Genomic DNA, 14,622 nt, shown 5'->3' with positions numbered 1-14,622 from the left:
CGGGTGAAGCGCGGCCCGAAGAACTGAGGCGCGGCCCGAGGTCCTGAGCCGGGTGAAGCGGGTGAAGCGCAGCCCCAGGACCTGAGCCGGGGCCCGGCCCGGCCCGTTCCGGTCCTGCCCCGGTCCGCTCCGGCGGAGTCAGTCGTCGTGCTCGGCGGCGGAGCGGACCTCGGCGGCGGGCGCCCCGGACGGACACGTCACGGTCACCGTGGTGGTGCGGTCGTCGGATTCGAAGACCACCGACACGGCCGGAGCCGGGCCGCGCTCGACCTCGTCGACGCCGTGGCCGGGGGCGGGCGTCCACGACAGCAGCAGGGCCCGGCCCGCGTCGCACGCGGCGGTCACCGATCCCTCGGCGTAGGAGAAGCCGCCGGTGGCCGCGGACGGCCCGGTCGCGGCGGCGGGCGGGACGGCCGGGGCCGCGGAGGCGGTGGCCAGGGCCCGCTCGACCTCCTCCAGGGTCATTGAGCGGACGGCCTGGCCGGCGAGGTCGTCGCCGGCCAGGGACAGCGCCCACAGCCCGGCGACGGTGGTGGCGGCGGCCGCCGCGAGCCAGCCGCCGACGGCCAGCAGCGCGCGCCGGCTCAGCGGTGCGCCGCCGTGCCCCGTGCAGCGGCGCGCCGCTCCGCTGGTCCCGCCCGGTGCCGTGTCCCGCCTGCCCGCCCGCATCTGTCGGCGCCCTCCGGTGTCTTCCGCGTTCCACGGGGAACTTCCCATCCTCGTCGGAATCATCGCTTTCCAGGAGAGGCAGGCGTGTTGCCGTGGCCCACCTGCTGCTCGTCGAGGACGACGCCCGGGTCCGCTCGGCGCTGACCCGCGCGCTGACCGGTCACGGCCATGCCGTGACATCGGCGGGCGCGGGCATGCCGGGGCTGACCCGGGCGCTGGAGGAGCGGCCCGACCTGGTCGTGCTCGACCTGGGCCTTCCCGACCTCGACGGCTGCGAGGTCCTGCGCATGCTCCGGGCCGTCAGCGCCGTCCCGGTCATCGTGGCGACCGCGCGCGACGCCGAGCCGGAGATCGTCCGGGCGCTGGACGCCGGCGCCGACGACTACGTCGTCAAGCCGTTCAGCGCGGCCCAGCTGGACGCGCGGATCCGGGCGGTGCTGCGCCGCGGCCGCACCGACGGAACCGAGCCGGCACCGGTGCGGGTGGGCGGCCTGCTCATCGAGGAGGCGGGCAGGGAGGCGTTCCTCGACGGGGTGCGACTGGAGCTGACGCCCAAGGAGTTCGACCTGCTGCACTACCTGGCGGCCCGGCCCGGGCAGGTCGTCTCCAAACGGGAACTGCTGGCCGAGGTGTGGCGGATGGCCTACGGCGGCGGCGACAAGACCGTCGACGTCCACCTGTCGTGGCTGCGCCGCAAGCTCGGTGAGAGCGCCCAGCACCCCCGCTACCTGCAGACCGTGCACGGGGTCGGCGTCAAGCTCGTCGACCCGGGGGCGTGAGGGCCCCGCGATGAGACGACGCCTGGCCCTGCTCGCGGTGGCGACCACCTCGCTGGTCCTGATCGCCTTCCTGGTCCCGCTGGCCGTGCTGGTGCGGACGCTGGCGGCCGAGCGGGCCACGGCCGCCGCGACCACCTGGGCGCAGTCGGTGGCCACCGCGGCGGCCCTCGGCGACCGCGACACGCTGGAGGCCACCGTACGGCAGGCGCAGGGCTCCGGCGGCGTGCCGATCACGGTCTTCCTGCCCGGACACGGGTTCCTGGGCGCAGCCGCGCCCCGCGGGCCCGGGGTGGAGCTGGCCGCGCGCGGGCGCAGCATCACCGTGGACACCCCGCAGGGCAGGGAGATCCTGGTGGCGGTGCAGGGCGGGGCGAGCGGTCCCACGGTGGTGCGCGCGTTCGTCGGCGCCGACCGGCTGCGGCAGGGCGTCGGGTGGGCGTGGCTGGTGCTCGGCCTGATCGGGCTGGCGCTGCTGGCCGTCGGCATCGCCGTCGCCGACCGGCTCGCGCGCTCGCTGACCGGGCCGGTCGGGCAGGTCGCGGAGGTCTCCCGGCGGCTGGCCCGCGGTGACCTGGCCGCGCGGGTGGACCCGGCGGGCCCGCCGGAGGTCCGTGAGGTCGGCGCGGCCCTCAACCACCTGGCCGCCCGCATCCGGGAGCTGCTCGCCCACGAGCGCGAGGCGGTGGCCGACCTGTCCCACCGGCTGCGCACGCCGGTCGCGGCGCTGCGGCTGGAGGTCGACACGATGCGGGACGCGGAGGAGGCGGCCCGGGTGGGGCAGGCGGTGGCGGGCGTCGAGCGCATGGTCGACCAGGTCATCCGGGAGGCCCGCCGGTTCGACCGGGACGGGGTGCGCGGCTGCGATGCGGCCCGGGTGGTCGCCGAGCGGGTCGCCTTCTGGTCGGCGCTGGCGGAGGACCAGGAGCGGCCGCTCGGCCTCGACCTCGCCGACGGACCGATCGCCGTGGGGGTCAGCGGCCCGGAGCTGGCGGCCTGCGTCGATCTGCTGCTGGAGAACGTGTTCGCCCACACCCCCGACGGCACGCCGTTCACCGTCACGCTGACGGCCCGGCCGGAGGGCGGGGCCCGGCTGGTGATCGCCGACCGGGGGCCGGGTTTCCCCCATCCGGCCCCGCTTGGCCGCGGGGTGAGCGGGGGCTCCTCCACCGGCCTGGGGCTGGACATCGCGCGCCGGACGGCGGAGGACTCGGGCGGGCGGCTGCGGGCCGGCTCCTCGCCTTCGGGGGGAGCGGAGGTCACCCTCGAACTCGGGCCGGGGACGGCTTAACGATTCCTTAGGAACTCCGCAGCATCCCGCTATCGCCCGCAGAGGCACTCTCGGAGAGTGGCCACGGCCGCGGCGGGACCCGCCGGGTGACCGCGGCCTGACCGGCTCCTCACCCGGACCGCTCCCGGCGGCTCCTCACCCGGACCGCCCCTGGCGGACTCTTCTCACGGATACGGAGAAACCCCCATGCGCAAGCCAGTGATCGTCTTTTCCGGACTCGCCCTCGCCGTCCTCGCGGTCGGCGGCGGCGTCGCCTTCGCCGAGCAGCACGAGGCCGCTCCGGCCTCCCCGGCGCCGGCCGCCACGGCCTCTCCCGCTCCGCAGGGCGACGACGACGCGGCCCCCGCGGTCAAGCCCGCCGTCCTGGCGGAGCAGGCCCAGAAGACCGCGCTGTCCCAGGTGAGCGGGGGCTGGATCGTCTCCTCGGAGCTGGAGACCGAGGGCGCCGCCGCGACCTGGGAGGTCGAGGTCGCCGACGGCAAGGGCGCCGAGCGGACGATAGCCGTCGACGCCGCCAGCGGAAAGATCGTTCCCGTGGCGGCCGACACCGAGGACGACGGCCAGGAGGGTGCCGAGCAGGAGAGCGGCGAGCCGGACGACGACTGACCCGGTCGCGCCCGGTGCGCACCCGCCGGTCCGCTCCCGGCCCCGCCGCCCGCTTCGCCGTCCGCTCCGCCGTCATTCGGCTCGCTGTCGTCCGCCCCGCCGCCCGCGGGGCGGGCGGCTCAGCCCGCCAGCTGTGTGCGGGCGGCCCGGATCAGGGACGAGTCGGCGTCGGGGGTCGCCACGGTGAGGGCCGTCTCCGGGGTGCGCTCGCGCACGTCCTGGGCGCGGATGGCCAGCACCGCGGGCGCGCTGCCCAGGTCGCCGTAGGCGGCGGCGACGGCCGCGATGATCGCCGCTCGGGCGTCGGCGAGAACCTCCCTGGCGGACGGGCGCGAGGTCCCGGGGGCGGCCGACAGGAACCCGAGCAGCGCGGCGAAACGCAGGTCGGCGGGGACCGGGCCTAGTGCCCCGGACTCGGCCGGGGGCGCCGGCCGGTCCAGCCAGAACACCCGGCCGTGCAGGTGACCGGGGTAGGGCGCGCCGTCGGGTGAGGGCAGGGCGGCGACCGCGCCGGCCAGCACGCGTCCGAAGGCGGCCAGGTCCGTCTGCGGCGGCAGGTCCGTGGTGACCAGCACGGGAACGCTCAGAAGATGGGTCATGGCGGCCTCCTCGTCGTCAGGAGGCCGATGTTACTGACCGTCACCGACAATGCGGGGCGAGGCCGTCGACGCCGACCCGGCCGGCCACCCGGCCGGGCGTGCCCGGGTGAGTGACCGCACCGCCGCCGCAGGCGACGGGCGACGGTCCGGGTGCGCCCCGGTGCCGCCGGACCCGGTGATCGGCCGAGGTTCATAGATGTAACAGTGCTGTTGTATCTTGGGGCGGTGTACCCACCGATCGAGCCCCACGACCACGGCCACCTCGACACCGGCGACGGCCACCTCGTCCACTGGGAGGTCTGCGGGAACCCCGCGGGCAAACCCGCACTCGTCGTCCACGGCGGACCCGGTTCGGGCTGCACGCCGAACCAGCGCCGCGGCTTCGACCCCGAGCGCTACCGCGTCATCCAGTTCGACCAGCGCAACTGCGGCCGGAGCCTGCCGCACGCCGCCGACCCGGCCACCGACCTGACGACCAACACCACCGGTCACCTGATCGCCGACATGGAGCGGCTGCGCGAGCACCTGGGCGTCGACCGGTGGCTGCTGTACGGCGGGTCGTGGGGTTCCACGCTGATGCTCGCCTACGCCGAAGCCCATCCCGAGCGGGTGTCGGAGATGGTCGTCTGCGGCGTCACCATGACCCGCCGCTCCGAGATCGACTGGCTCTACCGCGGTGTCGGGCGGTTCTTCCCCCAGCAGTGGGAGCGCTTCCGCGACGGGGTCCCCGAGGCCGTCCGCGGCGGCGATCCGGACGACCTGCCCGGCCTGCTGGCCGCCTACGCGCGCCTGGCCTCCGACCCCGACCCCGCGGTGCGGACCAAGGCCGCCCACGACTGGACGGCGTGGGAGGACACGGTCATCTCCCTGGAGGTCAACGGCAAGCCGAACGCCTACAGCGACCAGCCGCCCGCCGACCTGCTGGCCATGGTCCGCATCTGCAGCCACTACTTCTCCAACGCAGCCTGGCTGGAGGAGGGGGTGCTGCTGCGCGAGGCGCACCGGCTGGCGGGCATCCCCGGCGTGCTCATCCACGGCCGCTTCGACCTGGGCTCGCCGCTGGACACCGCCTGGCAGCTGGCCCGGGCCTGGCCCGACGCGCGGCTCGTCGTCGTGGAGGACTCCGGCCACACCGGCAGCGGCACGATGCGCAAGGAGGTCCTGGCCGCTCTGGACGGCTTCGCGGACCGGTAGGACCGACCGGTCAGTCAGCCCAGACGGGACGGTCGCCTCCCCACCGGGTCGGAGGGCGGCTCCACGTTCCGGGCGCGCCGTCGTAGGCGACCGGGGGGAGGGCGTGGCGGAGTGCTCCGTACGGCGAGGCGGTCTCGGCCAGGCAGGGCCGCGGGTCGTAGGCCCCGCCCCCGGCGGGCGCGGGGCGGATGCCGTGCAGGAGCCAGGAGGCGGTGCCCGCCAGGGAGAGCCGCAGCAGCCGCCCGCCGCCGGTGAGCTGCCGGTCGCTCAGCGCCCGCAGGACCGCGGCCGCGAGCAGGTAGCCGGTCGCGTGGTCCAGGGCCTGCGCGGGCAGCACGCCGGGACGGCCGTCGGCTGCGGACTCGACGACGGCGATGCCGCTCGCCGCCTGGACGAGGCTGTCGAAGCCGCGCCGTCCGGCCCAGGGCCCCGACCACCCCCAGGCGCAGAGCTGGGCGACGACCAGGCCGGGGCGGCGCGCGAGCAGCGCGTCGGGGGCCAGGCCGTACCGGTCGAGGCTGCCGGGCCGGTAGCCGGTGACCACGACGTCGGCCGAGCCGAGGAGGTCTTCCAGGACGCGCCGCCCCTCGGGGGCGGACAGGTCCAGCAGCGCCGAGCGCTTGCCCATGCCGGTGTCGGCGTGGGAGTCGGCGTCCTCGGGGATGCCGGGCGGGTCGAGGCGCAGCACGTCGGCTCCCAGCAGGGCGAGCGTACGCGTCGCGACGGGACCGGCGATGACCCTGGTCAGGTCCAGCACCCGTGTCCCGCAGGCCGGCAGCGACGCGGGCGGGAGAACCCGGGGCCCGCTCCCGGCGGCGAGCCGGGTCTCGACGAGCGGGAGCGCGGCCGGGGAGGGATCGGCCACGGCCACGGCCACGGCCAGGCCGCCGGCCGCGTAGACGGCCTCCTGGATCCACCGGGCCGGCCGCGTTGCGATCCGCGCGGCGAAGACCTCGGCCAGCGCCCGGTCGTCCCCGGTGTCGCCGACGCCCACGGCGTCCAGCAGCCGGGAGCGGTGGTGCGGGTAGTTGGCGTGGGTGCGCACCCAGCCGTCGGACGCGCGCCAGAAGCCGGAGAGCGGGGCGAAGGGCGTCGGAGCCCGCCCGTCGATCCGCAGGTGCCGCTCGCTGGTGAAGGCCGTGGCCACCGCCGCCTCCCGCACCCGCACCGCGGGGACCGGTACGGCGTTGCGCCGCGCCAGCAGCTCCGCGGCGGCCAGCGAGCACACGCCCACGCTCGCCCGCGCCAGTTCGCGGACCGGGAGGCGGGCCGGCAGCACTCCACCCGCCCCCTCGTAGGAGACCGCCTCGGCCAGCCCGTCCCGGCCTCCGAGAGCGGCCCACGCGTGAACGGTCGCCGCGTCTTCGCCGTATGCCATCGGGCCAGTCTGCCCGATCGGCCCGCGGTCGCGCGGGCGGCGCCTGGGCCGGGTCTTCCACGTCACCCTGCGGATCGGCCCGCGGCGGGCGGTGCCGTCCTCAGCCCATCGGCAGCCGGAACTCGTGCACGGTGCCGTACCTGCGGCCGGTGGCCAGCCGTACCTCGCCGCTCTTCCCGCCGTAGACGATCGACCACTGGGTGTGGCCCTGCCTGAGGCGGGCGAGCAGGTCCATGGCGCGGTCCGCCGACAGCCCGCCTCCGGCGGCCTCCAGCGCCGCGGTGGCCGTGCGGTAGCGGTGGTCGGCCTGCCGGCTCTGCTCGGTGGACCCCGTGACGGCGAAGTTCACCATCGCCTGCCACGGTCCCCGCCCTCTGTGCACCACCATCTCGCCGTCGACGAACTCGACGACCGCCGACCGGCCCGCGGCGTCGGCGACCATGTAGTGCAGCGGCGGGCTGTCGGAGGGGTCGATGTTGTGGCGCCCGAACACCGCGAGGGCCTCGTCCACCGTCGCGGCCCCGTCCAGCACCAGCCGCATGATGCGGACGCTGCCCACCGTGCGCCGTGCGGGGTCGGAGCCCGGCCGCCACGAGGGGACGGTGGCCATGCCCACGACCAGGCCCTTGGAGTTCATGCCGTCGAACGGCAGCAGCGGGGCCTGCAGCAGCGCGCTGCGGCCGGCGGCGGTGGTGAAGTCGGCCTCGGACTTCAGGCCGAGGTAGGAGACGTCCACCATCGACACCGACGCGTGGCCGTCCGGCGGCGTGGTGAACAGCAGCAGCGCGGGCTGGTGGTCGTAGTCGAAGTTGCGGCCGAACACCGGGGCGGCGGGATCTCCGTGCGCGGAGAACAGTGAGCAGCCGAAGCCGGTCGGCGTCAGTGCGGGCGCGATCTCCGCGAAGCGGTCGTAGCCGCCCCGGTAGCGCATGGTCCACAGGGGGTGGTCGTCGACCTTGCGCAGGCTCGCCAGCGTGGCGGCGTGGTCGGCGGACGGGGCCGCCCGGCCGCTCGCGGACGCGTGCGGGTCCTGCGTGGAGCGTCTCTCCGCCGGCTGCGCGGCCGTTCCGCTCGCGCAGCCGGCGAGCAGCGCGGTGGTGAGCAGGAGCGCCGCCGCGACTCGTGAAGATTCGGCCATCCCGCCATGGTGCCCCGTCGCGGCGGCCTCCGCCAGACCCGTGCGGAGACCGCCCGGGAGGATTCTCCCGGGGCGCCTGGACCCGTGCCCGGGGCTTCGGGCGAGGTCCCGGCGGCGGTTTCGGGACGGGCTTCGAGCGGAGCCCCGGCAGCGGTTTCAGGACGGGCTTCGGGCGCCGGCGTCCGCCAGCAGCCGTGCGGCGGTCTCCGCGCCGTCGGTGCGCACCGCGGCGGCGACGGATCGGGCGCGGGCGGCCACTTCCGGCCGGAGGACGCGGCCGAGGGCCTCGGCCAGCGAGTCGGCGGTCGGCGCGCCGGGCGCGTGCGCGGTCCCTGCGCCGAGGTCGCCGATCCGCTGCGCCCAGTAGTGCTGGTCGAACTGCTGGGGGACGACGACCTGCGGCACTCCGGCCCGTGCGGCGGCGGTGGTGGTGCCCGCGCCGCCGTGGTGCACGGCGGCGGCGACCCGCCGGAAGAGCGCCTGCTGGTTGACCTCGCCGATGGACAGGCAGTCGGGCCCGTCGTCCGGTGGCTCCAGGCCGGCCCATCCGCGGAGCACGACCGCGCGGCGGCCGGCCGCGCGGGCCGCCCGGACCATGTTCCGGCCGAGGTCCCGCGGAGCGCGGATGCTGCCGAAACCGAAGTAGACCGGTGGTTCCCCGGCATCGAGGAACGCCTCCAGCTCCGCGGGGAGCGGGCGTTCGTCCGGCAGGATCCAGGCACCGGTCTGGACGACGCCCGGATCCCCGGGGTCGGGCCAGGGCGCCAGGGCCGGGTCGGCGGCCAGCCAGGGCCGGTCGGTGAGCATGTGGCTCCGCACGTCGCCGACCGGCGCCAGGCCGGCCGACGCCCGTACCGCGTTGAGCGCCGCGCCGAAGAGGTCGTTCCAGCGCCGGGCGTCCCGCTCCCAGAGTGTGCGGTTGTCGGCCGCGCCGTCCGCCGCCGCGTCCCCCTGCATCGGCAGCGGGGGCGGCGCATGATGCGGGGAGGGCAGGGCGATCGGGCAGTAACCGGCGAAGACGTAGCCGATCCCCATCCGCTCGGCCACCGAACGGGCGGCCGGCAGCAGGTAACCGCCCGCCACGATGACGTCGCAGTCCTCGGCGGCCGCCGGCAGCGTCTCGAACTGGACGGCGATCGTGCCCTCCACCATCCGGCGCCGCTGCTCGGGCGAGGGCGGGGGCGCCGCCGGGTCGGCCTTCCCGGTCGGGCGCAGTTCGGGGCCCAGCGGCGTGAACGGGATGCCCAGGCCCTCGACCCACCCGCCGAAGTCGGGCGGCGCGCACACGCGGGCCTCCTGGCCGAGGGCCCTCAACCGCACCGCCAGCGCCACCACCGGCTGGACGTCGCCGCGCGACCCTATCGCCGACAGCAGAACACGCATGGAGAACTCCCCTTCCGAGTAAAGGCCCCGGTCACGGCCGACGTGAGGGCCCCGGTCGCGGCCGGCCGCCGCACGGTCCGACGCGGAGCCCGCACGCGCGTCCGCCTCCGTACGGCGCGCACCGGTCCGGCCCACGGCCTCGAATTCTGGACCGGCACCGGGGCCTTGCCGCAAGCCCCCCTCTCCGCTATAGCTTGAAAGTGGCGAGGAAGATCCAAGGCTTCCGCCCCGCCGTCCTTTCCGCTCCGTGCTCCTGGGGTCCCGCGGTGCCCGGTGTCAGGCCCGGGCGGCCGCCCGGGCGATGAGGAGATCCCCGCCGCTCTCCGCCTGGCCGCCTCGGCGGCGGCTATCAAATGGGTAGATAGTTCTCAAAGGGGACGTATATTAACTAAAACGACTTCAATGGTCTGGTGTCGCGATAGGCCCCGCGTCGTCGCGCGCGGCCGTACCGGCGGCACCACCGTCCGCACGGCCGGAGGCCGTCCCGGAGCGCACGAGAAGCGATCCGGGAGCGCCGTCCGGGTGGAGACGGAGGACCGCGATCCCGGAAAGGAGGCCGCCGTGCTGCGCCCGCTCGGCCATGTCCTCGACCGTTGCGAACGGCTGCGGCGCGGGGCGCGCGGCCGTTCCGGCGACGGCGCGCACCGCGGCCGGAGTGCCACCGCCGCGGGAGCGGCCGTCCTCCTGGCGGTGCCGGTCTTGGTCTGGCTGGTGGCGGTGCTCCCGCCGCTGCTCGCGGACGGCCCGCGGCTCCTGCGCGACGCCGCCTGGACGCAGGTCTTCACCCGGCCCGTCCATTCCTACCTGACCGAGCACGCGGGCGGGCTGGCCGTCACCGTGGAGCAGATCGAGTGGGCCTGGGCGGTGGCCGGTTGCGCGATGTGGCTGCCGGCGGTGCTGTGGCGGTCGTGGGGCGCCCGGGTGGGCTGGACGCTGTACGGGATCGCGGGCCTGACCATGGTGGCCGCCGGCAGCGCGCCGCAGACCCGCTGGGCGGCGACCGGCGTCACCGCGGCCTACTGGGTGGTGCTCACGCTGCCCATGCTGCGCCGGAGCTCCCTCCGGCTCCGCGGGGACGGCCGCCGGGCCTTCGAATCATGGGGGAGCGCGCGCCACGGCCGGGAGCTGGCCGCCGTGCGCAGGCGGCTGGACCGGCTGGAGGCCACCGCCTGGGCCCCGGCCGCCGGTGAGCCCGCCGTACGGGCCCGGCACGTCTGGCCGCCCGGCCGCACCGCGGCGGACGCCGCCCTCCGGCCGCCCGCCGCGGCGGGGCCGGTCCTCACCGGGAAGGACGACGCGGGGGAGGAGGACGGCGGTGCGGGCGGGCTCGCCGGGGGCATCGTGGCCGGGTCCGCATACCTGGTGCGCGTGCCCGACGAGCTGTCACCCGCCGACGACCCGCACGGCGACCTGGGCGCCGCGCTCCACCGGGAGTACGGCCCGCTGCGCGGCGGCGCCTTCACGATGACGGTCACCGCCTGCGGCCCGCACCTGGCCGAGGGGGTGCGCGTGGTGGAGTCCGACGGCGTCGACCTCGAACTCACGCCGGAGCAGGTCGGCGCGTTCGGCCTGCAGCCGGGTGTCTCCTACCGGGTGCGCGGCGAGCTGTGCGACGACGCCGGCCGGGCGGTGGCGATGCCGCTGGCGGTGACGGTCCGGGTCCCCGTCCGGTGGCTGCGCCCGCTCGGCGCCGTCTGACCGGCGCCGTCTGACCGGTGGCGCCGGGTCAGCCAGCGCAGTCTGATGGGCGATGCCGGGCCGGCCGGTCCCGTGTTCCGCGCGGCGGCGCCCGACCGGCGGGCGATCGCTCCGCCGGTGTACGGGGACCGGACTGCCGGGTCCCTCACCCCGGGCGCAGGGTGTCGGCGTAGGCGGTCAAGGCCGCGTGGCGGCGCTGGAGCTCGGCGATGTCCCGGGCGAGGCGGAAGCGGTGGGAGTCGAGCATGTCGGTGTAGCGGGCGCAGCCGGAAGGCTCCGGCCCGTTCTCCGCGCAGGGCAGGAAGTCGCGGATCGTCTCGGTGGGGAGGCCCGCGTCGAGCAGCTCGCGGATGCGGGCGACCCGCTCGACGGACTCGAGGCGGTAGCGGCGGTAGCCGTTGCCGTCCCGTTCGGGGTGGAGGAGGCCCTGCTCCTCGTAGTAGCGCAGCAGACGGGTGCTCACACCGGTCCGCCGGGACAGTTCACCGATCAGCATCACTTTCCCTCCACAGGGACTTGACCTTCACACCGATGTGAAGCCCCAACCTCGTGGACATGAAGCGGATTCCCGAACTCTCCACCACCGTTGTCGGCTCCGGCCCCGGCATCCTGCTCGCCCACGGCGCGAGCGGCAGCGTCGCGGACAACTACGGGGCGTTGATACCTGTCCTGGCCGAGGGCCACACCGTCGTCGGGCCCGACTACCCGGGCTCGGGAGCCACTCCCCGGGCGGCCGCGGGCCTCACCTTGGACGAGCTGACCGACGCGGTGGTGTCCTCCGCGGTCGACGCCGGGGTGGAGTCCTTCACCCTGATCGGTTTCTCCCTGGGGACCACCGTCGCGGTGCGGGCCGCGGCCCGTCACCCGGGACGGGTGCGGGGGCTCGTGCTGACGGCGGGCTTCGCCAGGGCCGACCACCAGATCGATCTCTCCTTGGGTCTCTGGGAGCACCTGCTGACCCGCGGCGACGCCGAGGGCTTCGCCCGGATGCGCACGGTGAACGGCTTCAGCGTCGAGTTCCTCAACGGGCTGCCCGCCGAGCAGTTCGCCGAGCTGCTGGACCCGGGCCCCGCAGGGCCGCCGCTCGGGGTGGTGGAGCAGGCGGCGCTGGGCCGGTCCGCCGACACCCGGGAGGACCTGGCCGGGATCACGGTGCCGACACTGGTCATCGCCACGACCCGTGACGTCCTGGTCGACCCGGCCAACTCCCGCTACCTGGCGGACCGCATCCCCGGGGCGCGCTACGCCGAGGTGGACGCCGGGCACGTGGTGATGGCCGAGCGGCCCGCGGAGTGGCAGGAGCTGATCGAGAAGTTCCTGGTCGAGCACGGCCTCTGAGGAGGCGGGCCCGTCCCGCCGGGAGGGGTTCCCGGCGGGACGGGCCATGGGGTGCGGCGGAGCGGGGCGGAGGCGGAACCACGCGTCCGCTCCGTCACAGGCACACGCCGATCCTGAGCAGTGCCGCATCCGCCTGGACGCCGAGCCGGCAGGTCCGCTCGGGCATCGGCTCGGGCCTCGGATCGTCCGGAGCCGGAGCCGGAGCCGGAGCCGCCGGCCGTGCGGCCGGAGGGGGCGGCGGGGGAGACGACGGCGGGGTCGCCGGGCGCGCGGGCGCGTCGCGTTCGCGTTCCGGTGTGCGTTCCCGGCCGGACTCCCGCCCCTGGCCGGACTCCCGCCCCCGGTCGTGCTCGCGGTCGTGCTCGGTGTCGGGACCCGGCACCGATCGGGGAGCAGGGCGCGGCGTGTCGGTGGACGGCCTGGCCGGGCGCGAGGGTGCCGTGGCCGCCCGTGACGGGCGCGGTGAGGGCCGGGACCTGCCGGCGCTCTTCGGCGGGGGTACGGCTCCGGGCACGCGGAAGGCCTGGGGGGCGGGAGCCGGGGCGCTCGCCAGGACCATGGGGCGGTGTTCGCGGGGCGCCGGTTCGGGGGGCGCCGGTTGGGGGGCCGGGGGCGTCGAGGCGGCGGCCGCCGGGGCGGACGGCGCCGCCGCGGTCGCGGGGACCGGCGTGGGGGCGGCGGCGGGAGCGGAGACCGCGGGCGGCGGCGGTTCGGCGCCGGTGGGGGCGAGCACGCCCGTGTAGACGACGGCGGCTCCGGCCAGCGCGGTGACGGCCGCGGTGCCGGCGCTCACCCGGGCCGGACGCCGGTGGACCCCTCGTCCTGTTCCCGTCCGCGGCCGCAGGGCGGCCGGGGCGGCAGCGGCGGTTTCCTCACCTGGAGAAACTGACATGAGCACCTCGAGACCCGATGGGGACTGGGAGGTCTTCACTTTTGCCGCGTCGCCGGAACGTTGCCCACCAAGAGGACTTCTTGTAATCAGATGGTTACATGGGGTGCCGGTTCGAGGTCGCCGCCGAAGAGGTCCGCGAACAGTCAATAATGTGATTAGTCTTATAATTGACTACGATGCACTGGTCTGTCCGGCCGAAACGAGAGGCGGTGCCGATGGCCCTGCGGCACGCCGTGCTGGCGGCCCTGCTGGACGGGGAACTCAGCGGCTACCAGCTGGCCAAGGCGTTCGACCTGGGAGTGGCCAACTTCTGGCACGCCCTTCCCCAGCAGCTCTACGCCGAACTCGCCAGGCTGGAGCGGGACGGCCTCGTCAGCGGCCGCGAGATCGTGCAGGACACCCGGCCCAACAAGCGGGTGTTCACCGTCACCGACGCCGGTCTGGCCGAGCTGGAGCGGTTCGCGGCGGCCGACGGCAAACCCTCCTTCATCCGCGACGACCTGCTCGTCAAGGTCCAGGCCGCCGACCACGTCGACGCCGGCGAGGTGATCGCGCGGCTCACCGAGCGGGCCGCCTTCGCCGACGCCAAGATCCGGCTGCTCGGCGGCCTGCTGCGCAAGCTGCGCGGCGACCGGGGCGAGGAGGAGTTCCTCCGGCACGGCGAGCGGATCGGCCCCTACCTGACGTGTCTGCGCGGTCTCGCCTTCGAGCAGGGCAACCGCGACTGGTGCCGCCGGAGCGCGGCGATCCTGGAAGAGAGGCGGGCGGCCCATGCCCGGGAGTGAGTATCTGCGCTACGTCGCCCTGGGCGACAGCCAGACGGAGGGGCTCGGCGACGGCGACGAGACCGGCGGCCTGCGCGGCTGGGCCGACCGGCTGGCCGACCGGCTGGCCGACCGGCTCGCAGAGACCAGCCCCGGTCTCCGGTACGCCAACCTCGCCGTGCGCGGACGCCTGGCCTCCCAGGTCCACGCCGAGCAGCTCGGCCCCGCCCTCGCGCTCCGCCCCGACCTGGCCACCGTCGTCGCCGGGGTCAACGACCTGCTCCGGCCCCGGTTCGACGCCGACGAGGTGGCCGGCCACCTGGAGGCGATGTTCGCCGCGCTCACCGCCCAGGGCGCCCTCGTGGCGACCCTCACCTTCCCCGACATCGCGCGGATCACCCCGCTGGCCCGTCCGGCCGCCCCGCGCGCCGCCGCGCTCAACCAGCGCATCCGCGCCGCGGCGCTGCGCCACGGGGTCGTCGTCGCCGAGACCTCCCACCACGCGGTCGTCACCGATCCGCGGCTGTGGAGCCGGGACCGGTTGCACGCCAGCCCGCTCGGACACGAGCGGATCGCGGCGGCCGTCGCCCACGCGCTCGGACTGCCCGGCAGCGGCGACGACTGGACCAACCCACTGCCCTCCCCGGCGGCCGTCCCCTCCGGCTGGCGGGCCGCAGCCGTCGAACTGCGCTGGGCCGCCGCCTTCCTCGGCCCCTGGCTCGGCAGGCGCCTGCGGGGCCGGTCCTCCGGCGACGGCCGTACGGCCAAGCGCCCGCACCTGCTTCCCGTCGCGATCCTCCCCGCGGGAAACCGGCCGGGCGGGCCCATGGACGGGCTCGGCGCGCCCGCGGACACCGCCTGACCGGTGCCCGGGGGCGGCGGGGCCCGTCCACGGG

At 76.1% G+C, this 14,622-nt stretch carries 15 protein-coding genes; 8 read left to right on the top strand and 7 right to left on the bottom strand.

The features are described from left to right. Positions 1 to 138: 138 nt before the first annotated feature. Positions 139 to 717, bottom strand: coding sequence for a hypothetical protein (locus IEZ07_RS23035; RefSeq protein WP_301549340.1), 579 nt, complete (start codon positions 715 to 717; stop codon positions 139 to 141). A gap of 44 nt (positions 718 to 761) precedes the next feature. Between IEZ07_RS23035 and IEZ07_RS23030 the strand changes: the two genes are divergently transcribed. The 3 genes from IEZ07_RS23030 to IEZ07_RS23020 all read left to right on the top strand — a co-directional run bounded on the left by IEZ07_RS23030 (position 762) and on the right by IEZ07_RS23020 (position 3,342). After that, on the top strand, positions 762 to 1,448 hold the full coding sequence (locus IEZ07_RS23030) for a response regulator transcription factor (protein ID WP_191896625.1): 687 nt from the start codon (positions 762 to 764) through the stop codon (positions 1,446 to 1,448). Positions 1,449 to 1,458: 10 nt separating this feature from the next. Further along, positions 1,459 to 2,736: a HAMP domain-containing sensor histidine kinase gene (locus IEZ07_RS23025; protein ID WP_191896624.1), complete on the top strand. Its 1,278-nt coding sequence runs from the start codon at positions 1,459 to 1,461 to the stop codon at positions 2,734 to 2,736. Positions 2,737 to 2,922: 186 nt separating this feature from the next. Next, a complete protein-coding gene (locus IEZ07_RS23020; RefSeq protein ID WP_191896623.1) occupies positions 2,923 to 3,342 on the top strand; it encodes a PepSY domain-containing protein in 420 nt (139 codons plus the stop codon). A 119-nt stretch (positions 3,343 to 3,461) separates the two neighbouring features. Here the strand turns inward: IEZ07_RS23020 and IEZ07_RS23015 are convergent, their stop codons facing one another. After that, positions 3,462 to 3,941, bottom strand: coding sequence for a hypothetical protein (locus tag IEZ07_RS23015; protein ID WP_191896622.1), 480 nt, complete (start codon positions 3,939 to 3,941; stop codon positions 3,462 to 3,464). Positions 3,942 to 4,166: 225 nt separating this feature from the next. On the opposite strand from IEZ07_RS23015, the gene pip reads away from it, so the two are divergent. Beyond that, positions 4,167 to 5,135 carry a prolyl aminopeptidase gene (gene pip / locus IEZ07_RS23010; protein WP_191896621.1) on the top strand — a complete coding sequence of 323 codons (969 nt, stop codon included), beginning with the start codon at positions 4,167 to 4,169 and terminating at the stop codon, positions 5,133 to 5,135. Between the two features lie 10 nt (positions 5,136 to 5,145). Here the strand turns inward: pip and IEZ07_RS23005 are convergent, their stop codons facing one another. The 3 genes from IEZ07_RS23005 to IEZ07_RS22995 form a co-directional block, all read right to left on the bottom strand. Then, positions 5,146 to 6,513 (bottom strand): CoA transferase, encoded by a 1,368-nt coding sequence (locus IEZ07_RS23005; RefSeq protein WP_191896620.1) that lies wholly within the window; start codon positions 6,511 to 6,513, stop codon positions 5,146 to 5,148. A 100-nt stretch (positions 6,514 to 6,613) separates the two neighbouring features. Further along, on the bottom strand, positions 6,614 to 7,651 hold the full coding sequence (locus IEZ07_RS23000; protein ID WP_191896619.1) for a linear amide C-N hydrolase: 1,038 nt from the start codon (positions 7,649 to 7,651) through the stop codon (positions 6,614 to 6,616). A gap of 156 nt (positions 7,652 to 7,807) precedes the next feature. Continuing rightward, positions 7,808 to 9,034 (bottom strand): glycosyltransferase, encoded by a 1,227-nt coding sequence (locus IEZ07_RS22995; protein WP_191896618.1) that lies wholly within the window; start codon positions 9,032 to 9,034, stop codon positions 7,808 to 7,810. Positions 9,035 to 9,595: 561 nt separating this feature from the next. On the opposite strand from IEZ07_RS22995, the gene IEZ07_RS22990 reads away from it, so the two are divergent. After that, positions 9,596 to 10,732 (top strand): hypothetical protein, encoded by a 1,137-nt coding sequence (locus tag IEZ07_RS22990; protein WP_191896617.1) that lies wholly within the window; start codon positions 9,596 to 9,598, stop codon positions 10,730 to 10,732. A 145-nt stretch (positions 10,733 to 10,877) separates the two neighbouring features. Here IEZ07_RS22990 and IEZ07_RS22985 read toward each other — a convergent pair whose 3' ends face one another. After that, positions 10,878 to 11,228, bottom strand: coding sequence for a MerR family transcriptional regulator (locus IEZ07_RS22985; RefSeq protein WP_191896616.1), 351 nt, complete (start codon positions 11,226 to 11,228; stop codon positions 10,878 to 10,880). Between the two features lie 59 nt (positions 11,229 to 11,287). Here IEZ07_RS22985 and IEZ07_RS22980 point away from each other — a divergent pair, with 59 nt between their 5' ends. Further along, positions 11,288 to 12,070, top strand: a complete 783-nt coding sequence (locus IEZ07_RS22980) for an alpha/beta fold hydrolase (RefSeq protein ID WP_191896615.1) — start codon at positions 11,288 to 11,290, stop codon at positions 12,068 to 12,070. Positions 12,071 to 12,164: 94 nt separating this feature from the next. Here the strand turns inward: IEZ07_RS22980 and IEZ07_RS22975 are convergent, their stop codons facing one another. Further along, a complete protein-coding gene (locus IEZ07_RS22975) occupies positions 12,165 to 12,863 on the bottom strand; it encodes a hypothetical protein (protein ID WP_191896614.1) in 699 nt (232 codons plus the stop codon). A 275-nt stretch (positions 12,864 to 13,138) separates the two neighbouring features. On the opposite strand from IEZ07_RS22975, the gene IEZ07_RS22970 reads away from it, so the two are divergent. Both IEZ07_RS22970 and IEZ07_RS22965 read left to right on the top strand, forming a co-directional pair. Beyond that, positions 13,139 to 13,747, top strand: coding sequence for a PadR family transcriptional regulator (locus IEZ07_RS22970; protein ID WP_239320511.1), 609 nt, complete (start codon positions 13,139 to 13,141; stop codon positions 13,745 to 13,747). After that, positions 13,734 to 14,588, top strand: coding sequence for an SGNH/GDSL hydrolase family protein (locus IEZ07_RS22965; RefSeq protein ID WP_191896613.1), 855 nt, complete (start codon positions 13,734 to 13,736; stop codon positions 14,586 to 14,588). The genes IEZ07_RS22970 and IEZ07_RS22965 overlap by 14 nt, the downstream gene beginning before the upstream one ends. The last annotated feature ends 34 nt before the right edge of the window (positions 14,589 to 14,622 follow it).

The organism is Planomonospora parontospora, from assembly GCA_014647935.1.
GTDB classification, from domain to species: domain Bacteria; phylum Actinomycetota; class Actinomycetes; order Streptosporangiales; family Streptosporangiaceae; genus Planomonospora; species Planomonospora parontospora.
This window is presented reverse-complemented; position numbering and strand designations above follow the sequence as displayed.

Excerpts from the sequence above, each read along its gene's own strand:
- IEZ07_RS23035 (WP_301549340.1), bottom strand. The coding sequence starts at position 717 with ATGGGAAGTTCCCCGTGGAACGCGGAAGACACCGGAGGGCGCCGACAG.
- IEZ07_RS23025 (WP_191896624.1), top strand. The coding sequence starts at position 1,459 with ATGAGACGACGCCTGGCCCTGCTCGCGGTGGCGACCACCTCGCTGGTC.
- IEZ07_RS23020 (WP_191896623.1), top strand. The coding sequence starts at position 2,923 with ATGCGCAAGCCAGTGATCGTCTTTTCCGGACTCGCCCTCGCCGTCCTC.
- IEZ07_RS23015 (WP_191896622.1), bottom strand. The coding sequence starts at position 3,941 with ATGACCCATCTTCTGAGCGTTCCCGTGCTGGTCACCACGGACCTGCCG.
- IEZ07_RS23005 (WP_191896620.1), bottom strand. The coding sequence starts at position 6,513 with ATGGCATACGGCGAAGACGCGGCGACCGTTCACGCGTGGGCCGCTCTC.
- IEZ07_RS23000 (WP_191896619.1), bottom strand. The coding sequence starts at position 7,651 with ATGGCCGAATCTTCACGAGTCGCGGCGGCGCTCCTGCTCACCACCGCG.
- IEZ07_RS22995 (WP_191896618.1), bottom strand. The coding sequence starts at position 9,034 with ATGCGTGTTCTGCTGTCGGCGATAGGGTCGCGCGGCGACGTCCAGCCG.
- IEZ07_RS22985 (WP_191896616.1), bottom strand. The coding sequence starts at position 11,228 with ATGCTGATCGGTGAACTGTCCCGGCGGACCGGTGTGAGCACCCGTCTG.
- IEZ07_RS22980 (WP_191896615.1), top strand. The coding sequence starts at position 11,288 with ATGAAGCGGATTCCCGAACTCTCCACCACCGTTGTCGGCTCCGGCCCC.
- IEZ07_RS22970 (WP_239320511.1), top strand. The coding sequence starts at position 13,139 with ATGCACTGGTCTGTCCGGCCGAAACGAGAGGCGGTGCCGATGGCCCTG.
- IEZ07_RS22965 (WP_191896613.1), top strand. The coding sequence starts at position 13,734 with ATGCCCGGGAGTGAGTATCTGCGCTACGTCGCCCTGGGCGACAGCCAG.